Origin of the sequence: Nocardia donostiensis (assembly GCF_002081715.1) — a bacterium.
GTDB classification, from domain to species: domain Bacteria; phylum Actinomycetota; class Actinomycetes; order Mycobacteriales; family Mycobacteriaceae; genus Nocardia; species Nocardia donostiensis.
Genome location: NZ_MUKP01000002.1, coordinates 26,620 through 40,249 on the forward strand (window position 1 = coordinate 26,620; position 13,630 = coordinate 40,249).

Annotated in this window: 11 protein-coding genes; 5 read left to right on the top strand and 6 right to left on the bottom strand. The window is 66.5% G+C overall.

Features of this window, described 5'->3' with window-relative positions:
• The first annotated feature begins 1 nt into the window (after position 1).
• Genes nuoL through nuoN form a run of 3 tightly spaced genes read left to right on the top strand, consistent with a single transcriptional unit; the run spans position 2 to position 5,125 of the window.
• Entirely contained in the window at positions 2-1,888 is a 1,887-nt protein-coding gene (nuoL, locus tag B0T44_RS01665; protein ID WP_077114923.1) for an NADH-quinone oxidoreductase subunit L, read from the top strand.
• The gene (locus tag B0T44_RS01670) at positions 1,885-3,513 is read left to right on the top strand and encodes an NADH-quinone oxidoreductase subunit M (RefSeq protein ID WP_139347653.1); all 1,629 of its coding nucleotides are present in this window, start codon (positions 1,885-1,887) and stop codon (positions 3,511-3,513) included. Before nuoL ends, B0T44_RS01670 begins: the two co-directional genes overlap by 4 nt.
• Positions 3,503-5,125, top strand: a complete 1,623-nt coding sequence (gene nuoN / locus B0T44_RS01675; protein ID WP_077114925.1) for an NADH-quinone oxidoreductase subunit NuoN — start codon at positions 3,503-3,505, stop codon at positions 5,123-5,125. Before B0T44_RS01670 ends, nuoN begins: the two co-directional genes overlap by 11 nt.
• Positions 5,126-5,144: 19 nt before the next feature.
• On the opposite strand, the gene B0T44_RS01680 is transcribed toward nuoN, so the two are convergent.
• The 6 genes from B0T44_RS01680 to B0T44_RS01705 all read right to left on the bottom strand — a co-directional run bounded on the left by B0T44_RS01680 (position 5,145) and on the right by B0T44_RS01705 (position 11,073).
• Positions 5,145-5,570, bottom strand: a complete 426-nt coding sequence (locus B0T44_RS01680) for a hypothetical protein (RefSeq protein ID WP_077115145.1) — start codon at positions 5,568-5,570, stop codon at positions 5,145-5,147.
• A gap of 282 nt (positions 5,571-5,852) precedes the next feature.
• Positions 5,853-7,490: a TlrC/CarA/OleB/SrmB family ABC-F type ribosomal protection protein gene (locus tag B0T44_RS01685; protein ID WP_077114926.1), complete on the bottom strand. Its 1,638-nt coding sequence runs from the start codon at positions 7,488-7,490 to the stop codon at positions 5,853-5,855.
• A 294-nt stretch (positions 7,491-7,784) separates the two neighbouring features.
• Entirely contained in the window at positions 7,785-8,195 is a 411-nt protein-coding gene (locus tag B0T44_RS01690; RefSeq protein WP_077115146.1) for a hypothetical protein, read from the bottom strand.
• Between the two features lie 48 nt (positions 8,196-8,243).
• Positions 8,244-8,879 (bottom strand): maltokinase N-terminal cap-like domain-containing protein, encoded by a 636-nt coding sequence (locus B0T44_RS01695; protein WP_077114927.1) that lies wholly within the window; start codon positions 8,877-8,879, stop codon positions 8,244-8,246.
• A 28-nt stretch (positions 8,880-8,907) separates the two neighbouring features.
• A complete protein-coding gene (locus B0T44_RS01700) occupies positions 8,908-10,386 on the bottom strand; it encodes a S8 family serine peptidase (protein ID WP_077114928.1) in 1,479 nt (492 codons plus the stop codon).
• 78 nt (positions 10,387-10,464) lie between these two features.
• The gene (locus B0T44_RS01705) at positions 10,465-11,073 is read right to left on the bottom strand and encodes an HdeD family acid-resistance protein (RefSeq protein ID WP_077114929.1); all 609 of its coding nucleotides are present in this window, start codon (positions 11,071-11,073) and stop codon (positions 10,465-10,467) included.
• Between the two features lie 237 nt (positions 11,074-11,310).
• Here B0T44_RS01705 and B0T44_RS01710 point away from each other — a divergent pair, with 237 nt between their 5' ends.
• Both B0T44_RS01710 and B0T44_RS01715 read left to right on the top strand, forming a co-directional pair.
• Complete coding sequence (locus tag B0T44_RS01710; RefSeq protein WP_077114930.1) at positions 11,311-11,817, top strand: MarR family winged helix-turn-helix transcriptional regulator; 507 nt, start codon at positions 11,311-11,313, stop codon at positions 11,815-11,817.
• Entirely contained in the window at positions 11,801-13,450 is a 1,650-nt protein-coding gene (locus B0T44_RS01715; RefSeq protein WP_077114931.1) for an MDR family MFS transporter, read from the top strand. The genes B0T44_RS01710 and B0T44_RS01715 overlap by 17 nt, the downstream gene beginning before the upstream one ends.
• The last annotated feature ends 180 nt before the right edge of the window (positions 13,451-13,630 follow it).

The window sequence follows — 13,630 nt, forward strand, 5'->3', positions numbered from 1 at the left end:
CGTGGATACCGCAACGCTGTGGCTGCTGCCCGCCCTGCCCCTGGCCGGCGCCATCATCCTGCTGCTCACCGGCCGATTCGCCGACGCATGGGGTCATCTGCTCGGCACCCTCGCCGCGCTGACATCGTTCGCGGTCGCCCTTGTCGCGTTCGCCGGCATGCTCGGCCGCGCCGACACCTACCGCGCCATCACGCTGCAGGCGTTCAGCTGGGTTCCGGTCGGCGGACTGCAGGTGGATTTCGGTCTGCAACTGGATCAGCTGTCGATGTGTTTCGCGCTGTTGATCACCGGTGTCGGATCGCTCATCCACATTTATTCGATCGGCTATATGCGCGACGATCCGGCGCGGCGCCGGTTCTTCGCCTACCTGAACCTGTTCCTCGCTGCCATGCTGCTGCTGGTGCTGGCCGATAACTACCTGGTGTTGTACCTCGGGTGGGAAGGCGTCGGCCTGGCCTCCTATCTGCTGATCGGTTTCTGGTACGGCAAACCGTCGGCGGCCACCGCGGCGAAGAAGGCGTTCGTGGTCAACCGGGTCGGCGATATGGGCCTGGCGCTGGCGATGATGGTCATGTTCGCGACCTTCGGTTCGATCGGTTTCAGCGAGGTTTTCGGCGCCGCGCCCGGCGCCGGTGAAGGCACACTCACCGCGATCGGTCTGCTGTTGCTGCTGGCCGCCTGCGGCAAATCGGCGCAGGTGCCGCTGCAGTCCTGGCTCGGCGACGCTATGGAAGGCCCCACCCCGGTGTCGGCGCTCATCCATGCCGCGACCATGGTCACCGCCGGGGTATACCTGATCGCCAGATCCAACCCGGTTTTCGACCTCGCACCCAACGCGCAACTGGCCGTGGTTCTGGTCGGCGCGGTGACGCTGCTGTTCGGCGCGATCATCGGCTGCGCCAAGGATGACATCAAGAAGGCGCTGGCCGCGTCCACCATGAGCCAGATCGGCTATATGGTGCTCGCAGTCGGTCTCGGACCCGCCGGATACGCGGTGGCGATCATGCATCTGCTCACCCACGGGTTCTTCAAAGCAGGCCTGTTCCTCGGCGCCGGCTCGGTAATGCACGCGATGAACGACGAAACCGATATGCGCCGTTACGGCGGGCTGCGCACGCTGCTGCCGATCACCTACCTCACCTTCGGGCTCGGTTATCTCGCCATCATCGGGGTGCCGCCGCTGGCCGGGTTCTTCTCCAAGGACCGCATCATCGAGGCCGCGTTCGCCGAAGGCGGCATCAACGGCCTGGCCCTGGGTGCGATCACCCTGCTCGGCGCAGGGTTGACCGCCTTCTATATGACCCGGGTGATGCTGCTCACCTTCTTCGGTGAACGCCGCTGGAAACCCGATACCCATCCGCATGAAGCACCCGCCGTGATGACAGGCCCGATGATCCTGCTCGCGGTCGGCTCGGTGGCCTCCGGTGGGTTGCTGGTGTGGGGGTCGTCGCTGCAGAACTGGCTGGAGCCCGTCGTCGGCAGCCACCACGGCGAGCCGGCGCTGCCGGTCCCGGTCATCACCGCTCTGGCACTGACCGTGGTCGCCGCGGGCGTGGGACTGGCCTATGCCCGTTACGCGCGCCGGGAGGTCCCCGAGGCAGCACCGAGTGAGGTGACCGCATTGACCGTCGCCGCACGCAACGACCTCTACGGTGACGCGGTCAACGAGGCGGCGTTCATGCGTCCCGGGCAACATCTGACCCGCTCGCTGGTGTTCGTCGACAACCGCGGTATCGACGGGGTGGTCAACGGCACCGCCGCGTTCCTCGGCGGATTGTCGGCCCGGGTCCGCCGCGTGCAGACCGGTTTCGTGCGTTCGTATGCCCTGTCCATGTTCACCGGCGCGGCCCTGGTGGCCGCTGCCCTGCTGGCGGTGAGGATCTGGTGAGCGAATTCCCCTGGTTGACCACCCTGTGGCTGCTACCCGTCGCGGGCGCGGTGTTCGCTCTCGCCCTGCCCGCTTCCCAGCGACTACTCGCCCGCTGCGCCGGGCTGGCGGTCTCGGTGGCGGTGCTGGCCGTCGCGGTCGGCGTGGCCGCCGGGTTCGAGCCCGGCGGCGAACAGTTCCAGTTCGTCGAATCCCACACGTGGATACCGGCGTTCGGTGCGGGATACACCCTCGGCGTCGACGGGATCGCGCTGGTGCTCGTGCTGCTGACCGCCGCGCTGGTGCCGCTGCTGATCCTCGCGGGTTGGCGCGACGAACGCGAGGTCGGCACCGGCCGCCGCGTCGCACACACTTATGTCGCACTGACCCTGCTGGTCGAGGCGATGGTGCTGGTTTCCTTCCTTGCCCTCGACATTCTGCTGTTCTACGTGTTTTTCGAGGCGATGCTCATCCCGATGTACTTCCTGATCGGGGGTTTCGGGCCGCGCACCGACGAAGCGCAGGCCCGTAGGCAGCGTTCCCGGGCGGCGGTGAAGTTCCTGCTGTACAACCTGCTCGGCGGGTTGCTCATGCTCGCCGCGGTGATCGGCCTGTATGTGCTCACCATCCGGGAAGGGCTGGGCGACGGGTCCGCGGGCACCTTCGATCTGCGCACCGTGGTCGCCGCCGCCAACGCCGGAGAACTCGGCGCCGACCCGGTGGTGCTCAACGCCCTGTTCCTCGGATTCATGTTCGCGTTCGCCGTCAAAGCGCCGCTGTGGCCGTTGCACACCTGGCTGCCCGATGCCGCGGTGGCCGCCACCCCGTCCAGTGCGGTGCTGATGATGGCCGTGGTCGACAAGGTCGGCACATTCGGCATGCTGCGCTACTGTCTGCTGCTGTTCCCGGCCGCCTCGCACACCTACGCGCCGCTGATCGTCACCCTCGCGGTGGTCGGCATCCTCTACGGTGCGCTCCTGGCGATCGGGCAAACCGATGTGATGCGGCTGATTGCCTACACCTCGATCTCCCATTTCGGGTTCATCGTCCTCGGTATCTTCGCGATGACCAGCCAGGGCCAGACCGGGGCGACGTTGTACATGGTCAACCACGGCATCTCGACAGCCGCATTGTTCCTGGTCGCCGGGTTCCTGGTGTCGCGGCGCGGAACCCGCCTGATCGCCGACTACGGCGGAGTGCAGAAAGTGGCGCCGGTACTGGCGGGCACCTTCCTGATAGCCGGCCTCGCCACGCTGTCCCTACCTGGGCTCGCACCCTTCGTCAGCGAATTCCTGGTCCTGATCGGCACTTTCAGCCGCTACCAGGTGGCCGCGATATTCGCCACCGGCGCGCTGGTACTTGCCGCGGTCTACGTGCTGTGGCTGTACCAGCGGATGATGACCGGCCCGGTCACCGACGGCAACGAAAACGTCAAAGACCTCGAGTCACGGGAACTGCTGGTGGTGGTGCCCTTGATCGGTGCGCTCGTCTTCCTCGGGATCTATCCGAAACCGGTGTTGGAGTTCATCGATCCCGCGGTGAACCAGACCCTCATCACCATCGGCAGCGAAGACCCCCAACCCTCGGCCCCGGCGACGCCGGTGGCGGATTCGGCGAACCCCGGAGGTGCGCACAATGAGCGGTGACCTCGACCTGAGCGCGGTGCTTGCCGCATCGGTGCCCGCACCGAGCATCGAATACCTCACCCTGTCACCGATGCTGATCGTGTTCGGCGCCGCGGTGATCGGCGTGCTGGTGGAGACCTTCGTCGCCCGCCGCTACCGCTACCGCACCCAGCTCCTGCTGGCGTTCGGTGGTCTGGTGGCGGCCCTCGTGGCGGTGATACTGCTGGCGGGAACCGAGGCGACGGCCGCGGTGGGCGCGGTTGCCGTCGACGGGGTGACATTGTTCCTGCAGGGCACGCTGCTGCTGGTGTCGATTCTGGCGCTGGCGTTCATCGCCGAACGGGTTCCGCGGCAGCGCGTGCGGTCCGGTCCCGGCACCTGGAGCCGCGCTGCCGCCACCAGCGAACGCGGGATGGTCGCCTTCACCCCGCAAGCGTCCGCGGTACCTGGAAGCGCGGCCGAGAAGGCCGCTGCCGCTTCCGGTGCCGTGGCCACCGAGGTGTTTCCGCTGACCATGCTGGCTATCGGTGGGCTGCTGCTTTTTCCCGCGTCCAACGATCTGCTCACCATGTTCGTCGCATTGGAAGTACTGTCGCTACCGCTGTATCTGCTGTGCGGCCTCGCCCGCCGCCGCAGGTTGCTTTCCCAGGAAGCGGCGTTGAAGTATTTCCTGCTCGGAGCGTTCTCGTCGGCGTTCTTCCTGTACGGGGTCGCGCTGCTGTACGGCCAGGCAGGCACCGTGCAGCTGGCCGGGATCGCCGACGCGATCGCCGCCGACTCGGGTTCGACAACGCTGGCGCTGCTCGGGACAGCGATGCTGGCCGTCGGGCTCCTGTTCAAAGTCGGCGCGGTGCCGTTCCAAGCGTGGGTGCCGGACGTGTATCAGGGCGCCCCGACCCCGATAACCGCGTTCATGGCCGCTGCCACCAAAATCGCGGCGGTTGGCGCCCTGCTGCGGGTGCTGCATATCGCGGTCCCGCAGCTGGCACCGGATTGGCGGCCCGTGCTGGCCGCGGTGTGTATTGCGACCATGCTGGTCGGGGCGGTGATGGCGATTACCCAGACCGATATCAAACGGATGCTGGCGTATTCATCGGTCGCCCATGCCGGTTTCCTCCTCACCGCGCTGGTCGCCGCGAACGACGCCGGAGTGTCATCGGTGCTGTTCTATCTGCTGATCTACGGGCTCGGCACCCTCGGTGCGTTTGCGGTGGTGAGCCTGGTACGTGACGCCTCGGGCACGGAAGCTACCGCGCTGTCGCAGTGGGCCGGTCTCGGCCGCAGCAATCCGCGGCTCGCCGCGGTGTTTGCGCTACTGCTGCTCTCCTTCGCCGGCCTGCCGCTGACCGGCGGTTTCGTCGCCAAATTTGCGGTGTTCCAGGCCGCTGGCGCCGGCGATGCCGCCACCCTGGTCATCGTCGGCGTCATCGCCAGCGCCATCGCCGCGTTCTTCTACATCCGGGTTATCGTGCTGATGTTCTTCACCGAACCACCCGCCGATCCTCCGGTAGTCAGCACCCCGGCCGCCACTACCGCGCTCATTGCCGTCACGGGAGCCGCGACACTTGTCCTCGGCATCGTCCCGCAACCCGTGCTGGAACTCGCTGAACGCGCCGCGGTATTCGCCCAGTGATATTGCCCCGGCTCGGTCTTCACTCTCCGACCTCCACCCGTCCCCTACCGGCCCCCCGTACCCGCAACTGTCGCCACCGTACGATCAGCCCGGCCGCAGCCAGTACCGAGACAACCCCCAGACCCCACGGGTCCGAGCTGTTCCCGCCGAGATGCCCGTCGAGTGCGTGATTGACCGCGTGGAACGTATTCGTGAATACGAACCCCACCAGAACCACCATGACCGGATCACGGCACCACAGAGCGCACAGCATCATCAACCCGATACCGATCTGGAAAACACCGGCATCATGCAGAAAATGCACATGGTTGGGCCAGTTCGCCCATCGAGCGAACCCCGCCGGGTCCACCCGCATCCACACTCCGAACACCAGCATCATCGTCGCGCCCAGTACCGTCGCGACTCCGACCAGCCGCCCGAGCGGTATCCCCTGTCGATTCGTCACGGCACCGCCTTTCCTCTCGAGCGTCACATCAGCCTCCCGTCCGCGGGGCACCCTCGGCCCCGGCTCACTTCTCGGACGAGCGAGCCGAGGATTTCGTGACGCAGACAGCCGTAGCACCGGTTACACCTGGCAGCCGTCCGCTCGCCACAACCGGGTGGCTTCACGTCCTCGGCTCTACGAAGTGCGTTGATGGCAGCCGTGCCCCCTGCCGTATGCAGCATGCGCGGTAGCGCAACCGTCCCACCGCAATCCGCTGATCGGCATCCTCCCGCCCCGCACCAGCTAGGCAGCGGTCGACGCAACCCGTCCGGATGCCAGCTCCAGGCGGGTGCCCGCGAACCGGGCGCGCAGAAGGCGGTCGTGGGTGACGAGTACTACCGCACCTCGGTAATCGGTCAGGGCGTCCTCCAGTTCTTCCACCAGGGCGGGCGCGAGATGGTTGGTGGGTTCGTCGAGTAACAGCAGGTCGACCGGGTCGCTGACCAGACGGGCCAATTCGATACGGCGACGCTGGCCGTAGGACAGGTCACCGACCCGTAAGCGCAGGTCCTCGCGTCGGAACAGACCGAGGCCGAGCAGTTCCTCGGTGTATTCCTCGGAGTGCCAAGGCCGTCCGGCGGCGAACGCCTGCAGGACGGTGGTCGCAGCCGGCCAGGCGACTTCTTCCTGTCGCAGCAACCCCACCCGGCCGCGTACCCGCACACTGCCGCTATCCGGTATCAGAGTCCCGGCGAGCAGCCGCAGCAGTGTGGTCTTACCGGCTCCGTTGGGACCGGTCACCAGCAGCCGCTCGGTATCGCCGAGGCGCAGACCGGCTAAACGCAGGCGTCCGGCGACAGTGATATCGGACAGTTCGGCCACCGGCCCGTCCAACTCCGTGGTGTCGCCTCGAGGCAAGCCCGGGGTGAAACTCAGCGGGTCCGGTGGCGGCGCGACCGGGTTGTCGGTGAGCCGCGCGACCCGCTCCTTGGCGTTGCGGATCCGGGACCGTGCACCATGGTCTCGGCCTCGTGCCCGGAACGGCCCGGCAGCGAACACCGCGAGCGGCAGTTTCCGTGGAATCGCCTCCAGTCGCACCACATTCGATTCCGCGAGTTTCCGGCTGCGGGCCAGCTCGGTGCGCCACCGTTCGTAGTCTTCGGCCCAGCGTCGCCGCTGCGCGGCCTTGGCGGCCAGGTATCCCTGGTAGCCGTCGCCGAAGCGAGCGACCTTCCCGCCGGCGACTTCCACAACGGTGGAAGTGATGCGTTCCAGGAACACCCGGTCGTGGGTCACCGCGACGACGGTGCCGCGATGATTCCGCAGGTGCTGTTCCAGCCAGGCCACCGCCGCGTCGTCGAGGTCATTGGACGGTTCGTCGAGCAGCAGCACCTCCGGCGCACTCGCCAGAGTCGCGGCCAGCGCGAGACGGGACCGCTCCCCACCGGACAGCGTGGCCAGACGTCGCGCGCGGTCCAGACCGGGCAGGCCGAGCCCGGCCAGCGCAGCGTCTACCCGGTGGTCGGCCTGGTAACCGCCACGTGCCTCGTACCGTGCCATCAGTTCGGCGTAGGTGTCGAGCTTCGCCTGTATCGATGCGCCGGTACCGAGATCGGCTTCGGCGGCCCGCAAGTGTTTCTCCAGGTCGCGGATATCGGCCAGGGCCAGGTCGATGGCGTCGGCAACGGTCGAAGTTCCCGGCAGGTCGAGTGTTTGCGCCAGGTACCCGACCCCGCCCGGCGCGATGACGATCACCTCGCCGTTGTCGGGCTGCTGCACGCCGGCGAGCAGTTTCAGCAGTGTCGATTTACCCGACCCGTTATCGCCGACGATACCGACGGTTTCTCCCGGCCGGATGGACAGCGTCACCCGGTCGAACACGACCCGGTCCGCGTAACGCTTGGTGATATCGGTGAGGGTGAGTTGAGCAGCAGTGGGCACAGTTGTCCTCCTGTTCTCGGCGCACGGCCGTCATCACGGAACCCGCACGCGGAGAACACCGAGAAACCGGGAGCATGCGGGGATCGGACGCGGAGACAACGCTCGGCAAGGCGAGCGATACTCGACGCGTTCGAGGGGGATGTTTTACAGGAAGAACAACAAGGTACCCATGACGCCGACAAACATACGGCGGAACCTGCTCCGCGTCAACACCTTCGCCGAGCCGCCGCCGTGACCGAGCAGCGGCCTGTGTAGCTCTACAGGTATCCCGGGCCGTCGGCCGAGCTCGCACAGTCAGTTCTCGACTCCGAGCGGCGGCGCCCGAAAACGTCGCGCCGCGGGTGGTGGCACTGCGATCACCTGGTGCGGGTCGTCGTAGATGATCGTATCGGGCGAAACAACGACCACTCGCGTCCAGGCGACGTCATGGGGGTCGAGGATCTCCGGATACCCGGCGACGCGGTCGATCATCTCCACCGCGGTGGATTTGAACCATGCGGCCGCACCAGGGTGCGCTTCCTGGTCGTATACACGGGGGTCGACAGTACTGGGATCGATGAGATTCCGTTGGTACCAGTCGTTTCCGATCCGGCGGAAACGCTCTTGGGGTGCGGCGAGGCGACCCGCCGCAGCCAGGCCGTTCACCAGGCCGGACACTCCCGGATATCGGCCGTGCCGGTTCGGCATGGCCGCGCGGAAGCGCATGAAATAAAGCGCCGGGTGTGTCACCAGGCTGCCGGGGGCGGCCCGGGACTAACGCAGCTCCGACAGCACCACACTGCGCACGACGCTGCCGTCCAGCGCCTGCCACGGCACGGACACCTGACCGAACCTGCGCACCGGCTCGGCGCCGGGGCGGCCGAGTACCCGGTGTACGCGCAGCAGCCCGTCGGCGACGACGATATCGGTACCCAGCGGGCCCTCCGCCGCCGAAACCAGCGCCGACCCTACGGCGGGCAGATCGGCTGCGGTGACGGCGACGGTGCGATCGGGAGCGTTGCTGTCGTTCTGTGCCTGTGCCTGCGTGCCGCCGGCCAGGAGCGCGACCATCCGGTTGACCACCACGGGGTCCCTGGTCCCGTCGTACACCCACCGTTTGCCCAGCACACCGTGCTCGGAGGTGCCGATGAGCCCGGCGGCGACCGAGTCGATTTCGCTACCACGATAACCGAGCGGAATATGGTAGGTCACCGGCTCCGCCCCGCCGGTGTCGGTGACCACCATGAACTCGATGCCCACCTCGCCGTCCGGGTCGTCGAGCCGGAAACCACCTGCCGGTTGCAGCGCGTCGGCCCGGCCCGGCCCGGAGTACCACGGCCGCGTCGGCAACCATCCGGCCAGCAGCTCCATTTTCGACGGCACCATGGACGTGTGATGGATGACAGCCATAACTGAGATTCTGCCCCTGCTGCCGCTGCTAAAACCCGGCGCCCCCGGCCATGGCCCGCACATCGGGCAGGTTCCCGATACGCTGCGCCACCGGGCGGCCCGGGGCATCCGTCTGCGGTGATCCCGTTGCGCGCAGCCGGGCGCGCAGTTGCTCCGGTGTTGCCCGCTTCCCGCTAGCGGCAAGTATGCCTTGATAGCAGGCGAGCGCGCCGACGACGATCGGCGACGCACTGGAGGTGCCGCTGAAGGTGTCGGAGTACCACAGGTCCTCGTCGGCGCCGCCCTGCAGATCACCGTAACCGGTGGTGGTCACTTCCCGGCCCCACCCTTGTGCGTCGATACGGGCACCGAAGTTCGAGAACTCCAGCCGAGACCGCGCCGGACCGTGGTCGCGACCGTGCGTGCCCGGTGGTGGCGCTCCTGCACCGACCACGATCGCGCCGGAATCGGCCGTGTCCCCGCGGAAGGGGTTGCGCCACGACGCCGGGAACTCCGCGGGCCGGTCGTCGTAGAGCGCGGCGTCGAGATCCTCGCCCCCGTTGCCCGCGGCCTCGACCACCACAACGCCGCGGGAGACGGCGTAGCGTATCGCCGCCCAGTCGTCCGGCCACCATTCGATCGCGATGTACCCGCGCTGATCTGGACGGCCGCTGTAGTCGAAGCGCGGTCCAGGACGGTGCAATTCGATGAGCAGGATGTCGCCGGAGTGCAGCGCGTCCGCGGCTGCGCGGATCGCAGCGGCCGAACCGGTGCCGAAGATCGACACCGCCCGGATACCGGCTTCCGGCGCGATCCCGGTGACGCCGAACTCGTTGACGTCCGCGCTGATCTGTCCTGCCACCGCGGTGCCATGGTTACGCCAGCCCAGATCGGGCGACGGTTCTCCCCCGATCACCCCGCCCTGGTTGTCGAGCAGGTCCTCATGGCTGAACTGCCACGCGCCCTCGACGTCGATCACCCGCACACCTGCGCCGCGCCCGCCGGGTCTGCTCCACGCCCAGTGCGCGTCCACACCATCCGGCGCGGCCGCCAGATATCCCTGCCGCACCGCGAAATCCGGTGTCACCGCAGGTGGTTCGGTCAACGCGCGGGCGGCGATGTCGGCGACGGCTCCGGTCATCGACGGCGCCAACGGCGGTTCAGCCGGTGGTTTCACATATGCCGCTGCGACGGTGTCGTCGACACGCAACTGGTCGGCCAGCTCAGTTAGGCCGGTGTCGAGCCCGCGTATCGAAAAATAGTTGAGGAATTCCCCGCCCGATGGCTCGGCGGCGGTGCCTGCCAACCTGTTCCTGACCCGGTTCGCGGGTCCGAAGACCCGGCTCACCTGAGCTCCCTGCGGCAGCAGAGCGGCGAGCCGCGTGTGCGCGGAGACGCTTTCGCGCACGGTCGCGGTTTCGATCGCGGTGTGCGCACCGTGGGTGAGGACGATCAGTTCCGCCGGGGAGCGGGTCGGTCCCGCCTGCCTATGCGGAATCGAATTGCGATGCTGGTCTCGAGATCCCATGGAATCCAGTCAACCGCGCCCGGCGCCGCCGCGCTGGGTGTTCCGGGATTCCTGTGTTCCGACCGTGGTTCACGGAGATCAGCTGGACAGTTGAGCTGCCTCGTCTTCGGCTTCGGTTTCCTGGTCGACGTCCTCGACCAGAGGCGCCCGCACGGCGGTGAGTATCTCCATGATCCCGAAGGTGATCATGCATAATCCGGCCAGAACGGCGAGCGCGCCGACGGATTCGAATGGGGCGATAGCCACCATCATGCCCGCGAGCAGGGTGACAAGGCCGAATGTCTCCTGACGTGCGCTGCCGGTCACCTCGTCGTCTTCCCAGACCGCGGCGATGGCGTGGGCGACGCCGCGCACCGCCCATGCCAGTCCGATCCACATGGCGGGCAGCAGCACCCAGTTCCCGCTGCGGAAGCACAGTACGGCGAGAATCGCCGATGCCACCGCGGCGCCGAACAGCAGCACCTTGGGGACTTTCCCCAGCCGGGCTCCGAACGCCACCGTTCCCAATGCCACCGCACCGGCCAGCAGATACATTCCGAACAGCAGGCCGATCAAGGGCACCGTCTTATCCGGCCACAGCACGACCGCCGCCCCCAGCAGCACCGAGCAGATACCTGCACTCAGCACCCCCTGACGCACGCCACGACTGAACACCGGCACAAGCCCCGCATCCTCGTAGGTCGGCATAGCGACATGATATGACTGATCAACTCCGATTGCGGAATGGTTGCCAACCTCGCGTTTCGCTTGCCTATCTGCGCCGGCAACGGTCGCTACGACAGCAATTCCCCTCAGGATCTCGAGTGTTCGAGATCACCGAACCCCGCTTCCTTTTTTAGTTGATTAGCGCAAGCAACTGAATATAAAGTTGCTTACCGCAAGCAATCATTGTTCTGAGCTTCATAGCTGTCCCAGGGAGTCTGCATGTCGGTGTCGTCCGATACGGCGCAGGGTTTGATCAGAGAGCTGTTCCTGATAGGCCGGGCCATCCGCGCCACCCTCGCCCACCCAGAGGAAGGCCAGCTTCTCCCCGGGGGCGTCGGCGTGCTGGTGGCACTGGAGACCAAGGGGCCATGTAGGCAGGTCGACCTCGCCGCGGGTCTGTGCATCAGCCCGTCGGCACTGAGTCGTCACGTGACCGAACTCGTGACGGACGGATATGTCAGCAGGCACCCCGACCCCAGCGACGGCCGGGCCACCGTCATCCAGGTGACCGACAACGGCCGCGACCTACTGCAGCGCATCCGAATGAGCCGAGCCAAGGGCCTGCAGGACGTCCTCGCCGAATGGTCCGAAGACGAAGCCGAACAGGCCAGGGCGGTTGTGCACAAGCTCAGGAACACGATGACCGCCCATGGCCACCGCAGCGCCGCGGCCGAGCAGAAAGCGGTTCCGGAAGAAAGTCAGGTACCCGATGTCCAGTACAGCTGAGGCGGTGACGCGGCCCGATCCCTACGCGATGACTCATCGCGAAATCCTGGAGGCGATGACCGGGCTGCTGGCAGCGCTGTTCACGGCGCTGCTGAGCACCACCATCGTCGCCACCGCCCTCCCGACGATCATCGGGGATCTCCAGGGATCACAAACCGCCTATGCCTGGGTCATCACCACGGCACTGCTGGCCAACGCCGCGTCCACTCCCATCTGGGGCAAGCTCGCCGACCTGTTCAACAAAAAGGCGCTGGTCCAATCGGCCATCGTCATCTTCGTCGTCGGCTCGGTGATCGCCGGTTTCGCCCATAACGTCCCTGTACTACTGGTAGCGCGAGTAATCCAAGGCATCGGGATGGGCGGACTGACCGCATTGGCCGTCGCCATCATCGGATCCATCGTCGCGCCGCGCGAACGCGGCCGATACTCCGGCTATATGGGCGCCGTGATGGCGGTATCCATGTCGGGGGGACCCATCCTCGGCGGCGTGATCGTCGACAGCCCGCTGGGTTGGCGCTGGTGTTTCTTCGTCTGCGTGCCACTCGCGGTGATCGCACTGGTACTGCTGCAGCGCACATTGCGTCTGCCCACCGAACGCAAGGACAACGTATCGATCGACTGGCTCGGCGCGGTCCTCATGACCGCGGGTGTATCGGTGCTGCTGATCTGGGTGTCGTTCGCAGGCAAAGCCGGATACTACGACTGGTTCTCCCGCGAATCCGTGCTCTACGTAGGTGCCGGCGTGCTGCTGCTGGCGGCGACGGTATGGGTGGAGGCGCGCGCCAAAGCACCCATTATTCCGCTGCCCATTGTCACCGAACGCACCACCGGGCTGGCTATCATCGCCTCCATCGCCGTCGGTATCGGCATGTTCGGTGCGACCACCTTCCTCGGCCAGTATTTCCAGACCGCGCGCGGCTACTCGCCCACCGTTGCCGGCATCCTGACCATTCCACTCGTCGCGGGCATGCTCGTCGCCTCCGTGTCGTCCGGGCAACTCATCACCCGGTTCGGTAAATGGAAGCGTTTCGTGGTGTCGGGGTCGGTGCTGATGGTGATCGGCTTCTCGGCGCTGTCCACCCTCGATCACGCGACGAACCTGTGGCTGGTCGGCGGTTATATCGCCGTTGTCGGGCTCGGTATGGGCATGATGATGCAGAACCTGGTGCTGGCCGTGCAGAACACGGTGAGCGTGCAGAACATCGGCGCGGCATCCAGCAGCGTCGCCTTCTTCCGCACCTTCGGCGGCGCGATCGGCGTCTCGGTACTCGGCTCGGTGCTCGCCACCCGAGTGAGCGAACTATCCGCCGAAGGCTTCGCCCGCCTCGGCATCCGAACCTCCACCTCCGGCGGCAGCAACCTGGACATCGCGGCGCTCCCGGAACCGATCGCGACCATCGTGCGCACCTCCTACGGTGATGCCACCGGTCGGATCTTCCTCATCGCCGCCGCCGCAACAGCCGTCGCGCTGATCGTCACCGTGGCACTGCCGAACCGGACGCTGCGCAACACCATCGATATCGATCCCGAACTCGACCCGATGCAGGCGAAGACCGTGCCCGCGCCATCCGGCCGGGAACCCGTCGCCTCGGCCGCGAATTCGGATTCGGCCAGCAAGGTGCACGCTCTGTAGAACAGAACATCATCGCGGACCCCGCTATCCAGCGGGGTCCGCGATATTGCGTTCATGAGTAGATCGATAGGAGCACACTAGGCTCATGGATAGTTGGATGCGCATATCTACGTATGGGCAAATTGCTACTGGGGCACTGCTATTACGAGGACGTGCAGGTCACCTCGTGTTACAACCTCA